This window comes from Glaesserella australis, assembly GCF_003260095.1.
In the GTDB taxonomy this organism is placed as follows: Bacteria; Pseudomonadota; Gammaproteobacteria; order Enterobacterales; family Pasteurellaceae; genus Glaesserella; species Glaesserella australis.
Genome location: NZ_PTPX01000022.1, coordinates 1 through 15,917, shown reverse-complemented (window position 1 = coordinate 15,917; position 15,917 = coordinate 1). Strand labels below are relative to the sequence as shown.

15 protein-coding genes and 1 pseudogene are annotated in these 15,917 nt (G+C 42.5%); 9 read left to right on the top strand and 7 right to left on the bottom strand.

The window, feature by feature from the left end; translation table 11 throughout:
• Positions 1-31: 31 nt before the first annotated feature.
• From htpG to purM, 6 genes are all read right to left on the bottom strand, one after another.
• Positions 32-1,918: a molecular chaperone HtpG gene (gene htpG / locus C5N92_RS11000; RefSeq protein WP_111750885.1), complete on the bottom strand. Its 1,887-nt coding sequence runs from the start codon at positions 1,916-1,918 to the stop codon at positions 32-34.
• A gap of 154 nt (positions 1,919-2,072) precedes the next feature.
• Positions 2,073-3,500, bottom strand: a complete 1,428-nt coding sequence (gene aspA, locus C5N92_RS10995) for an aspartate ammonia-lyase (RefSeq protein WP_111750884.1) — start codon at positions 3,498-3,500, stop codon at positions 2,073-2,075.
• A 180-nt stretch (positions 3,501-3,680) separates the two neighbouring features.
• Positions 3,681-4,046 carry a YgiW/YdeI family stress tolerance OB fold protein gene (locus C5N92_RS10990; RefSeq protein WP_111750883.1) on the bottom strand — a complete coding sequence of 122 codons (366 nt, stop codon included), beginning with the start codon at positions 4,044-4,046 and terminating at the stop codon, positions 3,681-3,683.
• A 12-nt stretch (positions 4,047-4,058) separates the two neighbouring features.
• On the bottom strand, positions 4,059-4,418 hold the full coding sequence (locus C5N92_RS10985; protein ID WP_111750882.1) for a YgiW/YdeI family stress tolerance OB fold protein: 360 nt from the start codon (positions 4,416-4,418) through the stop codon (positions 4,059-4,061).
• Positions 4,419-4,542: 124 nt separating this feature from the next.
• Positions 4,543-5,181, bottom strand: a complete 639-nt coding sequence (gene purN / locus C5N92_RS10980; protein ID WP_111750881.1) for a phosphoribosylglycinamide formyltransferase — start codon at positions 5,179-5,181, stop codon at positions 4,543-4,545.
• Positions 5,182-5,236: 55 nt separating this feature from the next.
• Positions 5,237-6,268 carry a phosphoribosylformylglycinamidine cyclo-ligase gene (gene purM, locus C5N92_RS10975; RefSeq protein ID WP_111750880.1) on the bottom strand — a complete coding sequence of 344 codons (1,032 nt, stop codon included), beginning with the start codon at positions 6,266-6,268 and terminating at the stop codon, positions 5,237-5,239.
• 245 nt (positions 6,269-6,513) lie between these two features.
• Between purM and dksA the strand changes: the two genes are divergently transcribed.
• The 7 genes and pseudogenes from dksA (at position 6,514) to C5N92_RS10940 (ending at position 13,612) form a co-directional block, all read left to right on the top strand.
• Positions 6,514-6,960, top strand: coding sequence for an RNA polymerase-binding protein DksA (dksA, locus tag C5N92_RS10970; protein ID WP_111750879.1), 447 nt, complete (start codon positions 6,514-6,516; stop codon positions 6,958-6,960).
• A gap of 124 nt (positions 6,961-7,084) precedes the next feature.
• The gene (gene pcnB, locus C5N92_RS10965; protein ID WP_369828952.1) at positions 7,085-8,611 is read left to right on the top strand and encodes a polynucleotide adenylyltransferase PcnB; all 1,527 of its coding nucleotides are present in this window, start codon (positions 7,085-7,087) and stop codon (positions 8,609-8,611) included.
• On the top strand, positions 8,611-9,084 hold the full coding sequence (gene folK, locus C5N92_RS10960) for a 2-amino-4-hydroxy-6-hydroxymethyldihydropteridine diphosphokinase (RefSeq protein ID WP_111750878.1): 474 nt from the start codon (positions 8,611-8,613) through the stop codon (positions 9,082-9,084). The genes pcnB and folK overlap by 1 nt, the downstream gene beginning before the upstream one ends.
• A gap of 126 nt (positions 9,085-9,210) precedes the next feature.
• Positions 9,211-11,145: an ABC transporter ATP-binding protein gene (locus C5N92_RS10955; RefSeq protein WP_111750877.1), complete on the top strand. Its 1,935-nt coding sequence runs from the start codon at positions 9,211-9,213 to the stop codon at positions 11,143-11,145.
• A gap of 105 nt (positions 11,146-11,250) precedes the next feature.
• Positions 11,251-11,547: pseudogene (locus C5N92_RS10950) on the top strand (virulence RhuM family protein); the annotation flags it as partial.
• An 82-nt stretch (positions 11,548-11,629) separates the two neighbouring features.
• Complete coding sequence (tcdA, locus tag C5N92_RS10945) at positions 11,630-12,403, top strand: tRNA cyclic N6-threonylcarbamoyladenosine(37) synthase TcdA (protein WP_111750876.1); 774 nt, start codon at positions 11,630-11,632, stop codon at positions 12,401-12,403.
• A 222-nt stretch (positions 12,404-12,625) separates the two neighbouring features.
• Positions 12,626-13,612 carry an amidohydrolase family protein gene (locus C5N92_RS10940; protein ID WP_111750875.1) on the top strand — a complete coding sequence of 329 codons (987 nt, stop codon included), beginning with the start codon at positions 12,626-12,628 and terminating at the stop codon, positions 13,610-13,612.
• 70 nt (positions 13,613-13,682) lie between these two features.
• Here the strand turns inward: C5N92_RS10940 and ampD are convergent, their stop codons facing one another.
• Positions 13,683-14,234, bottom strand: coding sequence for a 1,6-anhydro-N-acetylmuramyl-L-alanine amidase AmpD (gene ampD, locus C5N92_RS10935; protein WP_111750874.1), 552 nt, complete (start codon positions 14,232-14,234; stop codon positions 13,683-13,685).
• Positions 14,235-14,291: 57 nt separating this feature from the next.
• Between ampD and C5N92_RS10930 the strand changes: the two genes are divergently transcribed.
• Complete coding sequence (locus C5N92_RS10930) at positions 14,292-15,131, top strand: 23S rRNA (adenine(2030)-N(6))-methyltransferase RlmJ (RefSeq protein WP_111750873.1); 840 nt, start codon at positions 14,292-14,294, stop codon at positions 15,129-15,131.
• Positions 15,132-15,143: 12 nt separating this feature from the next.
• Complete coding sequence (gene pyrE / locus C5N92_RS10925) at positions 15,144-15,788, top strand: orotate phosphoribosyltransferase (RefSeq protein WP_111750872.1); 645 nt, start codon at positions 15,144-15,146, stop codon at positions 15,786-15,788.
• Positions 15,789-15,917 lie beyond the last annotated feature (129 nt).

Sequence of the window (15,917 nt, the reverse complement as noted above, 5' to 3'; positions counted from 1 at the left end):
TCATAACAAAGGCATTTTTTATTGATGGTAATTAATTAGCCAACAACTTATTCATTCGTTTGATAAACGCCGTTGGGTTTTCGAGTGTGCCACGTTCAGCGAGTAACGCTTGTTCAAGCAATAATTCGATCCAGTCGTTAAATTCCGTTTCATCGGCGATATCGGCGACACGTTTGATCATTGGGTGATCAGGGTTGAGCTCAAAGGTGTATTTCACTTCAGGGGCTTGCTGACCCATTGCGGCGAACAGTTTTGCCATTTGGGTACTCATTTCATCGCTATCTGTTGAAACAACCGCTGGGGTGTCGGTCAAGCGGTGGGTTAAGACCACTTTTTTGACACGTTCGCCTAAATAACCTTTAGCTCGTTCTAAGAAGCTGGCAAATTCGGCTTCTTGAGCTTTTTGGGTTTCTTCTTCCGCTTTGTCGGCAAGGTCGCCCAAATCTAAGTCGGATTTGGTGATGCTTTGTAATTGTTTGCCGTCAAATTCGGTCAAGTGGCTGATAAGCCATTCATCAATACGGTCTGAAAGGAGCAACACTTCAATGCCTTTTTTGTTGAACAGCTCTAAGTGTGGGCTGTTTTTCGCCGCTTGATAGCTGTCGGCAGTCACGAAATAGATCGCTTTCTGTCCTTCTTTCATTCTTGCAATATAATCCGCCAAACTGACCGCTTGTTCGCTGCTGTCGCTGTGGGTGGACGCAAAACGCAATAAGCCTGCCACTTGGTTTTTGTTAGCAAAATCTTCGCCCACACCCTCTTTTAGCACTAATCCGAACGCTTTCCAGAACTGTTGATACTGTTCCACATTCTCTTTCGCCAGTTTTTCGAGCATTTGTAACGCACGTTTGGTAAGAGCAGAGCGGAGTGATTGGGTCACTTTGTTCTCTTGTAAAATTTCACGGCTAACGTTCAGTGGCAAGTCGTTGGTGTCCAATAATCCACGCATAAAGCGGAGATAGTTTGGCATAAAGACTTCGGCATCGTCCATAATGAAAACTCGTTGTACATAGAGCTTCAAGCCGTGTTTTTGCTCACGGTTGAACAAGTCCCAAGGGGCTTTGCTTGGTACATAAAGTAGGCTAGTGTATTCCTGTTTGCCCTCAACTTTGTTGTGAGACCAAATCAGTGGATCTGTGAAGTCGTGGCTGATGTGTTTGTAGAACTCTTTGTATTCGTCATCGGAAATCTCATTTTTAGAGCGTGTCCAAAGGGCTTGGGCTTTGTTAATTTTTTCCCATTTCGTACCGCTTTCTTTGCCCTCATCATCGTACTCTTTGGTTTGAATTTCAACGCTTAAGCCGATATGGTCAGAGTATTTGCTGATAATCTCACGCAAACGCCATTCGTTTAAAAATTCTTTTTCATCATCACGCAGATGTAAAACGATGTCCGTGCCTCGTCCTGCTTTTTCAATATCGGCAACGGTGTAATCGCCCTCGCCTGCGGACTCCCACAATACGCCTTGTGTTGCGTCTAAGCCTGCGGCACGGGTGCGAACAGTGACTTTATCGGCAACGATAAAAGATGAATAGAAGCCCACGCCGAACTGTCCGATAAGCTGGCTGTCTTTCGCTTGGTCTGAACCGAGCGAGCTTAAAAACTCTTTGGTACCTGATTTGGCAATGGTGCCGAGATGATCGATCACTTGCTCACGGCTCATACCGATACCGTTATCGCTGATCGTAATTGTGCCTAAAGTTTCGTCCACGCTAATACGCACACGCAATTCGCCGTCTCCCTCATACAGATCAGGCTGAGATAAGGCTTTGAAACGCAATTTGTCGGCAGCGTCTGACGCATTGGAAATTAACTCACGCAGGAAGATCTCTTTGTTGGAATAGAGTGAGTGGATCATTAATTGCAGTAGTTGTTTGACTTCCGACTGAAAGCCACGAGTTTCTTGGTTTGTACTCATAGGGTTCCTTTTGATGTGTTGAAATCTAAATCCCCCTTAACTTAACGTAGGGACACACTACGTGTGTCCCTACATTAAAAAGCAGTATGGGGATTTTCAAAAATAAAAAATAACGCCCTACTAAATAGGGCGTTATCATCAAATTTCAAGGGGATTATTCATCATCCGTGAAACGTTTTGCTTTATATTTTGGGTTCATCAAGTTTTCAACGGATAAAATATCGTCTAACTGTTCTTCCGTCAGCAAGCCACGTTCTAGCACCACTTCACGTACACTTCTGCCTGTGGTTGCACAAATTTTACCGACAATGTCGCCCTCGTGGTGTCCGATAAATGGATTGAGATAGGTGACGATACCGATAGAATTGAACACATAACTCTCGCAGATTTCTTTATTGACAGTAATGCCGTCAATACATTTATCACGCAGGTTCACACACGCATTGGCAAGAATTTCAATACTTTCAAACATTGCCTGACCAATCACTGGCTCCATTACGTTTAACTGTAACTGACCTGCTTCAGCGGCAAAGGTGATACAAGTATCGTTGCCGATCACTTTAAAGCAAACTTGGTTCACCACTTCTGGCACAACAGGATTCACTTTCGCTGGCATAATGGACGAGCCTGCTTGTAATTCTGGCAAATTGATTTCATTCAAACCGGCTCTTGGGCCTGATGAAAGCAAGCGTAAGTCGTTACAGATTTTTGAGAGTTTCACTGCAGTACGTTTTAACGCTCCGTGAACCATTACATAAGCGCCGCAGTCGGATGTCGCTTCGATTAAGTGTTCAGACAAGACGCACGGTAGTTGGGTGACTTCTGAGAGATATTTCACTGCAAGCGGTGCATAACCCTCTGGCGTATTCAACCCTGTACCAATCGCCGTTGCCCCTAAGTTTACTTCAAGCAATAACTCGGCGGTACGTTTTAGGTTTCTGACTTCTTCATCTAACAGCACAGAGAACGCTTTGAACTCTTGTCCGACAGTCATCGGCACTGCATCTTGCAACTGAGTACGCCCCATTTTTAAGATGTTGGCAAATTCGTTCGCTTTGTTCTCAAAACCGTGTTGCAAGTAAAGCACCTTGCTAATAAGTTGCATAATGCTGTTGTAAACGGCGATACGGAAGCCCGTTGGGTAAGCGTCATTGGTGGATTGGCTAGCATTAACGTGATCCATTGGGTTGATGATGTGGTATTCGCCTTTTTTATGCCCAAGCAATTCAAGGGCAAGGTTTGCCACCACTTCATTCGTATTCATATTGACGGAAGTACCCGCTCCCCCTTGATACACATCGGACGGGAACTGATCCATACAGCGACCATTGACCAAAATTTCATCGCAGGCTTGCACAATCGCTTTCGCCACTTTTTTCGGGATTGCCCCTAATTCGCCGTTAGCAAGGGCAGTGGCTTTTTTTACCATTACCATACCACGCACAAATTCAGGCACATCAGAAATGGTATTTTTAGAGATATTAAAATTTTCAATGGCGCGTAAGGTGTGGATTCCCCAGTAAACATCATTTGATACTTCACGTTCGCCTAATAAATCAACTTCAATACGGGTGTTACTCATCATCTTCTCCTTATTATTTGGTAATTAATTGAATTGGCAGCGAGATCATACCGAGAGTACAAGGGAAAAAATGTGATTTAGATCATATTTTCAAAGAGAGGAAGGGCGATATAAATTTCCATTTCGGATTAGTTTTTTTAATGATAAAAGTCTCGTGTTAACGAGACTTTTCAACGGATATTATTTGATAATAGTTAATTCTCTAGCTTGTAGTTCAGTTTTGTTCCACTCACTATCAATTTCGCCATAAATACGCACTTTGTCATTTTTACTAACGTTTTGTCCTTGCCAAATATGGTTGTCAATTTCGACACGGATCTGACCGCTTGCATCTGCAAGGATATATTCATCTTCATCCACTTGGCTAACAATGTTGCCCTCAACTGTCACATAGCTATTATCACGAGCTGAAAGAGCTTGTTTTACAGTGATTGTAGTTGCAGGGACATTTGCACCGAAAACTTGTTGATTATTTGTTTGATTATTACCACAACCAACTAAAGCAACAGAAGCTAAAAGGGTTGATAACACAAGGTATTTTTTCATTTATTTATTCTCCTATTTACTGATACGGCGTACATCAATTTGGGTTCTGCCATCATCTTTATCGACTTCACCGTGAATACGTACTTTGGTTTTTGCATTCACATTTAAACCTGCCCACGCATCATCGTCCACATCAATTTGAATTTGACCCGTGCTATCTTTGAAAATGAAAGTATCTTCATCAACTTGTTTGATAATATAGCCCGAAATTGACGCTGGGGTATTATCGTAAGCTTTTTTAGCTTGAGCGACAGTGGTCACAGATTTTACATTACCGCCAGTATAACCGCCTTGTGTGTTGTTATTTTGATAGCCTGCAAATGCAGAAGTAGAAAGAGTGAGTAATGCCGCCACAGCCATTAATTTTTTCATAGGTTCTCCGAGTGATTGTCTGTTAATTTAGGCGTTATTGATTTTCAATGAATGCATTAAAACATAGAAATCTTAAAAATTTCTTAAGAAATGAAAAGTTGTTTCAATTGATCAAATTTTGCACTCATTCAATCGCATAACCTTGTGGTGACAATAATTGACGATCTAAATAGGCTTTTCCATCAATCAGTTTTAGTCGATCAGCACAGAACCATTGCACCACAAGGGGATAGTAACGATGTTCTTGTTCATACACCCGTTCAACTATATCATCTAATTCATCATCAGGATAAATCGGCACTTTCGCTTGCAACACAATCGCCCCGCCATCGACTTCTTCATTAACAAAATGAATGGTCGTGCCGTGTTCGGTATCGCCTGCCACTATTGCTCGTTGATGTGGATTTAAGCCTGCGTATTTTGGCAATAATGATGGATGGATATTTAAAATTTTCCCCGCAAAACGAGCAGTAAATTCAGGGGTAAGGATTTTCATATAGCCGGCAAGCACAATCAAATCTGCGTTTAATTGCTCAATCTGTTCGGCAATGGCATTGTCCATCGCAAGATTGCTGTCAAAGGATTTTTTAGTAAAAACAAAGGTGGAAATCCCCGCTTGTTTGGCTCGTTCCAAACCGTAAGCGGTCGCTTTGTTGGAAATCACCGCACAAATTCTGCCGTTGATTTTCCCAGCTTCAACGGCGTCAATAATTGCCTGTAAATTTGAGCCATTGCCCGAAATCATCACAATGATGTTTTTCATTGATCTTTACCACGTTAATGTTAATGGGCGAACACATCGGTTCGCCCCTACAGCACTACACAATCTCAACCTGTTCAGTACCATTGCCTAGTGCTTCAATTTTGCCGATCACCCAAGCATTTTCCCCTGCATTACGCAATACGTTCAATGCCGTTTCCACATCGCTTTCAGGTAAAGCAATCACCATTCCCACACCGCAGTTAAAGGTGCGATACATTTCATAACGGCTGATATTGCCTTTTTCTTGTAACCATTTAAATGACGGTAACCATTCCCAACTTGCTTCGTTAATCACCGCTTTCACATCGGCAGGCAACACACGTGGGATATTTTCCCAGAAACCGCCGCCCGTTAGGTGAGCAATGGCGTGAACATCAGCGTGTTTGATAAGCTCCAACACTGATTTCACATAGATTTTTGTTGGGGCAAGGAAATGTTCACTTAAAGGCTTGCCTGCCAATTCATCGCTTGGCTTAGCTCCACTTACTTCCAACACTTTACGGATTAATGAATAACCGTTTGAGTGCGGACCGCTTGAACCTAAGGCAATCAACGTATCGCCCACTTGCACTTTTGAGCCGTCAATAATCTCTGATTTTTCCACTACACCAACGCAGAAACCTGCTAAATCGTAATCGCCTGCGTGATACATTCCCGGCATTTCCGCAGTTTCACCACCGACCAACGCACAGCCAGACTGCTCACAACCGTTAGCAATGCCTTTGATCACTGAGCTTGCCACATCAACATCAAGCTTGCCTGTTGCATAGTAATCCAAAAAGAATAACGGCTCCGCCCCTTGTACCACCAAATCGTTCACGCACATTGCCACTAAATCGATCCCAATCGTATCGTGCTGATTTAAGTCGATCGCCAAACGCAATTTTGTGCCAACGCCGTCTGTTCCTGACACCAAAATCGGCTCTTTATATTTGGTTGGCAAAGCACACAACGCCCCAAAGCCCCCCAATCCACCAATCACTTCAGGACGGCGAGTGCGTTTAACATCGCCTTTAATGCGTTCAACTAATTCATTACCTGCGTGAATATCAACGCCAGCGTCTTTATAACTAAGTTGTGTTGTCACGGTGAAACCCCTTAAACGAAAAAATTAGTTCAAGTATAACATTAAAGCAAACGTTTGCGTAAATGGTTGTAGAAAAATTTCTTGGTAAAGGAACAAAAATTTTCTCTTCTTAGAAAAGATATAAAAAATTTTGCAAAATTAATTTGCTAAATGTGAAGAGTTCTGCTATTTATACGCCCTTTTAAAATGACCCCTAAGTAGTGCGGTAAAACTAGGGAAGAAAAATTCCAAAACAGGAGTGAAATATGACAGTGGCAAAATCCACTTCTTTAAGTTTATTAGCCCTTGCGGGCGTTTCTCCTTACCAGCTAGGTAAAGATGAAGAATATATGAATGAAGCTCAAATAGAGCATTTTCGTAAAATTTTAAAAGCGTGGCACGCTCAAATTATGGAAGAAGCGGAGCGTACTAAAAGCCAAATGCAAGATGAAGTGACGAACTTCGCTGATCCTGCTGACCGTGCAACGCAAGAAGAAGAGTTCAGCCTTGAGCTTCGCAACCGTGATCGTGAGCGTAAATTGCTTAAACGTATTGAGCAAACCTTAATCAAATTAGATGAGGGCGATTATGGCTATTGTGATACTTGTGGCATCGAAATCGGTTTAAAACGTTTAGAAGCACGCCCAACGGCAGAACTTTGCGTAGATTGCAAAACCCTTGCAGAGTTACGTGAAAAGCAAATGGGCGGTTGATTTTAACCACAGCATTTGTGTTTCTATATAGACGGACACACGCAGTATGTCCCTACAAGAGCAACATAAATGGTAGGGACACACTGCGTGTGTCCACAATGTTTAATCAGCATTGAGGTGATTTATTTTAAAGTACATCAAATCTTTTTTTGGTCGTAAAAAAAAGGATAACAACCTACCGCTTGTAGATACAGAACAAGCGTCAAGAGCCGTTTATACAAAACGGTCAGAGCCTGTATTGGCAGAACCTACTCGCACCGCTAAGAAAAAAAGCAATCCTAAACAGCAAGCCGTGCCGTCTCATATTCTGCATAAAAAATTTACCCAACCTGCAGGGCATTATGGCATTTCGCCGAAAGATTTCCCGAGCAATGCGATTGCGATCATCAATAAACTGCAAAAAAATGGCTACGAAGCCTATATGGTCGGCGGTTGCATTCGTGATTTATTGTTGGGGCAGAAAGCCAAAGATTTTGATATTGCCACCAACGCTCGCCCTGAAGAAATTCAAAAAGTATTTGGTCGTCAATGTCGTTTAATCGGTCGCCGTTTCCGTTTGGCTCATATCATCTTTGGTCGTGAAATTTACGAAGTTGCCACATTCCGAGCAGATCATCATAGCAATGCGACTGAGAAAATGTCGAAAACCAGCGATGCTGGAATGTTATTGCGAGATAACGTTTATGGCACGCTAAGGGAAGATGCAGAACGCCGTGATTTTAGCGTCAATGCCTTTTACTATGATGTAAGCCACAACCTTATTTATGATTTCTTTAATGGTATTGATGATCTGAAATCGGGCAAATTGGCGTTGATCGGCGATCCGACCACACGCTATCAAGAAGATCCTGTACGAATGTTGCGAGCCATTCGCTTTATGGCAAAATTGGATATGTTTTTGGATAAAGCCAGCGATGAACCTATTCGCAAAATGGCTCCGTTGCTTAAACATATTCCTGCAGCACGTCTATTTGACGAGTCGCTCAAACTGTTGCAATCAGGCTACGGCTACAAAACGTACGAGTTGTTGCGTAAATATGGCTTGTTTGAACAGCTTTTCCCTGTGTTAAGCCCGTTCTTTACGGAGTTCGGCGACTCGAATACTGAACGAATGATCGCCAAAGCCTTGAACTCGACCGATGAACGTATTCGAGATGATCTGCGTGTCAATCCTGCCTTTTTATTTGCGGCACTATTTTGGTATCCGTTGCGAGAAAAAATTGACGAGCTGAAAAATGAAGGCGGCTTAAATAGCCACGATGCAATGATGTTGGCGGCAAACGAAATTTTGGCGGATAGCGTCAAAGCGGTCGCATTACATCGCCGTTATACCACCGTAATTCGAGATATTTGGGCGTTGCAATTTCAGTTTCCAAAACGCACGGGCAAGCGTCCGCAACAAACCCTTGAGCATATTAAATTTAGAGCAGGTTTTGACTTGTTAGTAATGCGTGCTGAAATTGAGGGCGGAGATTTGGTTGAGTTAAGTGCGTGGTGGCACGAATATCAATTCAGCAATGAAGCCCAGCGTGAAACAATGCTCAAAAACGTGAAAAGTTTACCGACATTTCGTGACGAAGAGCCGAAGAAAAAACGCCGCCCACGTCGTAAATTCAACCGTAAAAAGAAAGTCGTTAAAGGGGAAGAGTAATGGTAACGGTTTATGTAGCATTAGGTTCAAACCTTGATAATCCCCTTGCTCAGCTCAAACAAGCGGTCGCTTCCTTACAAACTTTTGCAAAAAATCTGCAAGTGAGTTCTTTCTATGGCAGTAAACCGCTTGGGCCGCAAGATCAGCCTGATTATGTCAATGCCGTTGCAAAATTCGAGACGGATCTGACCGCTATCGACTTGCTAGATAAGCTCCAACAGATTGAGAACGAACAGGGGCGAGTTCGCTTGCGCCGTTGGGGCGAACGCACCCTTGACCTTGATATTCTTCTCTATGCTAACGAACAGATCCAAACAGAACGCCTAACCGTTCCCCATTATGATATGCACAACCGTGAATTTGTGATTGTGCCATTATATGAAATCAGCCCCGAGCTGATTTTACCCAATGGGAAACCTTTATCAGCGCTTTATTCATTATTTTCAGATCACCAGATGGTGACGTTCTGTTAATTTCTACAGCATAGGCGTAGGCTTATGCTGTTTTGCTTTTTTGAAAATATTTGCTCAAATCTAACCGCTTACAAGCGGTCAGAAAACTGCTAAAATTTGCAAAATTTTCATTTCAATAAATAACTTATGGCTTTAATCAACCTTTCTAACGCCTATTTAGGCTTTGGCGATCATCCATTACTTGATCACACAGAATTACATATCGAACAGGGCGAACGTGTCTGCTTAGTCGGTCGCAACGGGGCGGGCAAATCCACCTTGATGAAAGTGCTGGCTGGTGAAGTGCAACTTGACGATGGCAAGCTGATCTTTGAAAAAGATATTGTCGTGACCCGTTTGGAGCAAGATCCACCACGTCATATTGAAGATACGGTGTTCGATTATGTGGCAGAAGGAATCGCCCATTTAGCCGATCTTTTAAAGCAATATCACCACATTTCGCAACAAATGCTGACCGATTACAGCGAAACGTTAATGTCGCAACTGGCTCAGGTTCAGGCTCAATTGGAACACGCTAACGGCTGGCAGTTTGAAAATCGCATTCAAGATACGCTTAAATTGTTGGAACTTGACCCTGAAAAACGGCTGTGTGAACTGTCGGGCGGTTGGGTTCGCCGTGCGGCGTTGGCTCGAGCGTTGGTGGCAGATCCTGATGTGTTGCTGTTGGACGAACCGACCAACCATTTGGACGTGGATACAATTGCGTGGCTGGAAAATTTGTTGCTCGATTTCAAAGGCAGCATTATTTTTATCTCCCACGACCGTGCCTTTATTCGCAAAATGGCAACTCGCATTGTCGATTTGGATCGAGGTAAACTGGTTTCTTACCCAAGTAACTATGACGTTTATTTGGAAACCAAAGCGGAAGATCTGCGTGTCGAAGCCTTGCAAAATGAGCTGTTCGACAAAAAACTGGCTCAAGAAGAAGTTTGGATACGACAAGGGATCAAGGCTCGCCGTACGCGAAATGAGGGGCGTGTTCGGGCGTTAAAAGCGTTGCGAGAAGAGCGAAAAGCTCGCCGAGAAGTGCAAGGTACGGTAAAAATTCAGCTCGATCAGACCGCTCGTTCGGGCAAAATTGTGTTTGAAGTGGAAAACGCAAGCTACGAAGTGGCAGGCAAAACCTTACTGAAAAATTTCAGTACCACCATTTTGCGTGGCGATAAAATTGCCTTTATTGGAGCAAACGGGATCGGCAAAACGACCTTAATTAAGTTGTTACTCGGCGAAATTCAGCCGACTGCAGGCTCGGTGCGTTGCGGTACGAAGCTGGAAGTGGCGTACTTCGACCAATATCGTGCAGAACTCGATCCTGAAAAAACGGTAATGGATAACGTGGCGGACGGCAAGCAAGATATTGAAGTCAATGGCGTGAAACGCCACGTTCTCGGCTATTTGCAAGATTTCTTGTTCCCACCCAAACGGGCGATGACCCCCGTTAAAGCCTTGTCGGGCGGGGAACGCAATCGTCTATTGCTGGCAAAATTGTTGCTCAAACCGAACAATTTGCTGATTCTAGACGAACCGACCAACGACCTTGATGTTGAAACCCTTGAGCTACTTGAAGAAATGCTCACCGATTATCAAGGCACATTGATTATCGTCAGCCACGATCGCCAATTTATCGACAATACCGCCACCGAATGTTACATCTTTGAGGGTGAAGGCGTGGTGAATAAATACATCGGAGGCTACCATGATGCCAAACAGCAACAGGCGAATTATTTTGCAACACTCGAAGCAAACAAGCGGTCTGAACCTGTTAAAAATTTGCAAAAAGAAGCAGATAAAGCACCGCTTGTAACAAAATCAGAGCCGACGAAAAAAACAAAACTTTCTTATAAAGACCAAAGAGAACTCGAAGCCCTACCTGAAAAAATGGAACAGCTTGAAGCGGACATTGAAGCGTTGCAAACGGAAGTGAATAGTGCCGACTTTTTCAGCAAAGACCCAAGCTACACGCAAGCACAGCTACAAAAACTCGCAGAGACAGAAGTGGCATTGGAGCAGGCGTTTGAGCGTTGGGAAGCGCTTGAGAATATCAAAAATGGATTGAGTTAACGCTATTTTTGTGACACTCGTCGAAAAACTGTGGTGATCAACTCAACAGCTTTCATACAAGCGGTTAGATTTGCTGAAAATTTTGCAAACATAAATGAGGGTGCAATGACAAAATCAGAAATTATTTCTTCTGTAGCAGAATATCTGACCTTTATGACGGCGACAGGTGAAAGTCAGGTTAATGCAATTTATGCTGATGAAAATGTGTGGCTAAGCCAAAAAATGATGGCTCAGTTGTATGATATTGATGTCAGAACAATTAGCTATCATCTTAAAAAAGTCTTTAATGATAGCGAATTAAACGAAAATTCAGTTATCCAAAATTTTTGGATAACTGCCGATGACGGTAAAAATTACAATACGAAGCACTATAACTTATCGGCAATTATTGCGGTAGGTTATTCAAGATCGAACTTTTGAAAGTGACTTTGATAGGCTGATTAAAGGTGAATAAAACAAATTAAATAGGTTACTAAAATAAAACATGACAAGAACAGACAACTACGAGCAACGTTTTGGTGGGATTGGTCGCCTTTATACGCCTGAAGGATTAGCCAAATTGCGTCAGTCACATATTTGTGTGATTGGCATTGGCGGTGTTGGATCTTGGGCAGTGGAAGCCTTGGCTCGTTCGGGGATTGGGAAATTAACGTTGATTGATATGGACGATATTTGTGTCACTAATATCAACCGTCAAATTCATGCGATGTCAGGGGAAATTGGCAAACTGAAAACGGAAGTGATGCAAGAGCGTATCGCCAAAATCAATCCTGAATGTGAAGTCACGATCATCGATGATTTTCTCACTCAAGATAATTTGAGTGACTATTTGCTACGAGATTATGATTATGTGATTGATGCGATTGACAGTGTGAAAGTTAAAGCGGCGTTAATCGCTTTTTGTAAACGTCATAAAATCAAAATAATCACCACAGGTGGTGCAGGAGGGCAGACGGATCCAACTCAAATTCAGATTACGGATTTAAGCAAGACTATTCAAGATCCGCTGGCTTCAAAGGTGAGAAGTTTATTGCGTAAAGAGTATAACTTCAGCCAAAATCCGAAGCGTAAATTCGGGATTGATTGTGTGTTTTCTACTCAGCCACTGATTTTCCCTAAAATGAGTGAGAGCTGTGAAGTCTCGGCAACCATGAATTGTGCCAATGGTTTTGGTGCGGTAACCATGGTAACGGCGACCTTTGGCTTTTTTGCAGTGAGTCGTGTTATTGAAAAATTATTGAAAAATCCGACCGCTTGAACAGGGCAAACGTTTGCATTTTGTGTGAGAAAAATCTATACTACACACCTAGTGCCAAAAAGGAACTAGAAATGCAAACATACCAAACATTATCCAACACATTTTTTTTTAAGCTAAACCTTTCTGTTAAACGAGGTTTAGCTATTTTTTTATTTTCAAAAAAAGATCTCTTTTTATAGAGATCTTTTTTTTTGCCCAAAATTTGAGTAAAGAGGATAAGCAATGAGCCAGTTAATTCGTACATTAAAAAGCCATATTCGTGATGAAGTGATTAAAAAAGGTGGTTGGGTCAATTCTCATGCCCACGCTGACCGTGCATTTACAATGACACCAGAAAAAATCAAAATTTATCAAAATGCTAATTTGCAACAAAAATGGGACTTAGTAGATGAAGTAAAGCGTAATTCGACCGTTGAAGATTACTACCGTCGTTTTAGCCAAGCGATTGAATTGATGATTTCACAAGGGGTAACAGCATTTGGGACTTTCGTTGATATTGACCAAGTGTGTGAAGATAGAGCGATTTTGGCGGCACATAAAGCCCGTGAAGTGTACAAAAACGATATTATTTTGAAATTCGCTAACCAAACGTTAAAAGGTGTGATTGAGCCGAATGCACGTAAATGGTTTGATATTGGTTCAGAAATGGTGGATATGATTGGTGGCTTGCCATACCGTGACGAATTAGATTATGGCAAAGGCTTGGAGGCGATGGATATTTTGATGAGTACGGCAAAATCACAAGGAAAAATGCTGCACGTTCACGTTGACCAATTCAACAGCCAAAAAGAGAAAGAAACCGAGCAGTTATGCGACAAAACCCTTGAACATGGTATGCAGGGGAGAGTGGTGGCAATTCACGGTATTTCGATTGGCGCACACCCAAGAGAGTATCGCCAGATGCTCTACAAAAAGATGAAATCGGTGGAAATGATGATGATCGCTTGTCCAATGGCATGGATTGATAGTCCACGTAAAGATGAAGTGTTGCCATTCCATAATGCGTTAACGCCAGCCGATGAGATGATCCCTGAAGGCATTACGGTTGCCATTGGTACGGATAATATTTGTGACTACATGGTTCCCCTTTGCGAAGGCGATATGTGGCAGGAATTGAGTTTGCTCTCGGCAGGTTGTCGCTTTACCAATCTTGAAGAAATGGCGAATATTGCCAGTATCAATGGGCGTAAAGTGTTAGGGCTACTCTAAAAGGCAAGCGGTGAGATCAGCGGAATATTTTGTAAATTTCTCGTTGGATCTGACCGCTTGTGGTTTGAAATTAGAGTAAAGAACGATAATACGCCCAATCAAAATACTGCCCCGGGTCAATTTTTCGCTCGGGAGCAATTTGGTTATGTCCTGCAATACGCTCTGGGGTGATTTGAGGGTAGTGTTGCATAATCGTTTGAGTGAGCGTTGCAAGGGTTTGGTATTGTGCGTCGGTAAAAGGCTGATTATTGCTGCCTTCTAGCTCAATACCTATCGAAAATTCATTGCATTTTTCTCGACCAGCAAAACACGATACTCCAGCGTGCCACGCCATATCATTAAAATTCACATATTGAGTGATTTGTCCTTGTCGGTTGATAAGGCAGTGTGCCGAAACCCGTAGATCTTTGATTTCGTCAAAATAGGGGTGAAGCGTTGGATCAAGCGTGCCTTCAAAAAAGCGGTCAATGAAATCACCGCCGAACTCTTCGGGCGGAAGACTGATGTAATGAATCACTAACAGTGAAATATCATCTTCATTTGGGCGAGGGCTAAAGTGGGGTGATACTACTTTTTTGGTATCGACCAGCCAACCTTTTTCGATCTTTAAGTTTTTCTGCATAGTTTAAACAGCTCAAATAAGCTAAAATGATGCCATTTTACAAGAAAGAGAACAAAAATGCTGAGTTATCGTCACAGTTTTCACGCCGGCAACCACGCCGATGTTTTAAAACATATCGTTTTAACCTTAATTTTGCACGCCTTAAAGCAGAAGGAGAAAGGTTTTTTCTACCTTGATACCCATTCGGGCGTTGGGCGTTATAGTTTACAAAGTAGTGAAGCGGAAAAAACAGGGGAATATCTTGAAGGCGTAGCTCGCCTTTGGGAGCGAGAAGATTTACCTGAAGAAGTTGCCTTGTATTTAGATGAAATCAAAAAAATCAACAAAGGCAAATTGCGTTTTTATGCTGGTTCGCCATTGCTTGCGGTGCAACAGTTACGTCCACAAGATAGAGCCTTGTTGACAGAACTGCATCCGAACGACTTTCCGTTGTTACGCAATGAATTTGCTAAAACGCCGAATGTCGTTACCAAACGAGAAAACGGCTTTCAACAACTTAAAGCAGCGTTACCGCCAAAAGAGAAACGGGGATTAGTGCTGATCGACCCGCCTTATGAGCTGAAAGAAGATTATGAGCTAGTGGTAAAAGCCATTGAAGAGGGCTATAAACGTTTTGCCACAGGCGTGTATGCGATTTGGTATCCTGTCGTGCTTCGCCAACATACCAAACGCATTGTGCGTGGGTTGGTGGAAACAGGGATTCGTAAAATTTTACAAATTGAATTGGCGGTTCGCCCTGACAGTGACCAACGAGGAATGACTGCAAGCGGTATGATTGTGATTAATCCGCCATGGCAGTTGGAAAGCCAAATGAAAAAAATTCTGCCGTATTTAACCGATGTGCTTGTACCAGAAGGAACGGGCAGTTGGACGGTGGAGTGGATTACACCTGAATAAGAGGAAGATAAAATGCAACAATACAAACACGACTTTATTGAATTTGCGTTAAGCCGAAATGTGCTGAAGTTCGGCGAATTTACCCTAAAATCAGGGCGACAAAGCCCTTATTTCTTTAACGCAGGCTTGTTTAACACGGGGAAAGATTTAGCCAAATTAGGTGAATATTACGCTAAAGCAATTCAGGCAAGCCAAATTGAGTATGATGTCCTTTTCGGGCCCGCTTACAAAGGGATCCCGATTGCCACAACCGTAGCTGTGGCATTGGCAAACCAATTTGATCTTGATAAACCTTGCTGTTTTAACCGTAAAGAAGCGAAAGATCACGGTGAGGGCGGAAATCTTATTGGTAGCCCATTGAAGGGTAAAATTTTGTTAGTCGATGATGTGATTACTGCAGGTACGGCAATTCGTGAATCAATGGAACTTATCAATGCCAATAATGCAACGCTCGTAGGGGTGATGATCGCCCTAAACCGCAAAGAAAAAGGCAAAGGCGAACTTTCAGCGATTCAAGAAGTAGAGCGTGATTATGGTTGCCAAGTTTTTTCGATAGTTGATTTTGATGACTTATTACAGTTTATCGAAAAATCAGCCCAATACGCTCCGTATTTACCGAAGATGAAAGCCTATCGTGAACAGTATGGGGTTGCCTAATAAACTAAAAATGTAGAAGGCAGTATCCTTCTACATTTGTTAGTTAAAGAATGGCATAATAGACAAAATTGTTGCTAAAAAGTAGCTTAAAGCCTTATAGTACAAGGCTTTAAGCCTACTTTTTGAAAT

Bases quoted from the DNA above. Each gene is read 5' to 3' on its own strand.
- htpG (WP_111750885.1), bottom strand. From the start codon at position 1,918: ATGAGTACAAACCAAGAAACTCGTGGCTTTCAGTCGGAAGTCAAACAA.
- aspA (WP_111750884.1), bottom strand. From the start codon at position 3,500: ATGAGTAACACCCGTATTGAAGTTGATTTATTAGGCGAACGTGAAGTA.
- C5N92_RS10990 (WP_111750883.1), bottom strand. From the start codon at position 4,046: ATGAAAAAATACCTTGTGTTATCAACCCTTTTAGCTTCTGTTGCTTTA.
- C5N92_RS10985 (WP_111750882.1), bottom strand. From the start codon at position 4,418: ATGAAAAAATTAATGGCTGTGGCGGCATTACTCACTCTTTCTACTTCT.
- purN (WP_111750881.1), bottom strand. From the start codon at position 5,181: ATGAAAAACATCATTGTGATGATTTCGGGCAATGGCTCAAATTTACAG.
- dksA (WP_111750879.1), top strand. From the start codon at position 6,514: ATGACAGTGGCAAAATCCACTTCTTTAAGTTTATTAGCCCTTGCGGGC.
- folK (WP_111750878.1), top strand. From the start codon at position 8,611: ATGGTAACGGTTTATGTAGCATTAGGTTCAAACCTTGATAATCCCCTT.
- C5N92_RS10955 (WP_111750877.1), top strand. From the start codon at position 9,211: ATGGCTTTAATCAACCTTTCTAACGCCTATTTAGGCTTTGGCGATCAT.
- tcdA (WP_111750876.1), top strand. From the start codon at position 11,630: ATGACAAGAACAGACAACTACGAGCAACGTTTTGGTGGGATTGGTCGC.
- C5N92_RS10940 (WP_111750875.1), top strand. From the start codon at position 12,626: ATGAGCCAGTTAATTCGTACATTAAAAAGCCATATTCGTGATGAAGTG.
- ampD (WP_111750874.1), bottom strand. From the start codon at position 14,234: ATGCAGAAAAACTTAAAGATCGAAAAAGGTTGGCTGGTCGATACCAAA.
- C5N92_RS10930 (WP_111750873.1), top strand. From the start codon at position 14,292: ATGCTGAGTTATCGTCACAGTTTTCACGCCGGCAACCACGCCGATGTT.
- pyrE (WP_111750872.1), top strand. From the start codon at position 15,144: ATGCAACAATACAAACACGACTTTATTGAATTTGCGTTAAGCCGAAAT.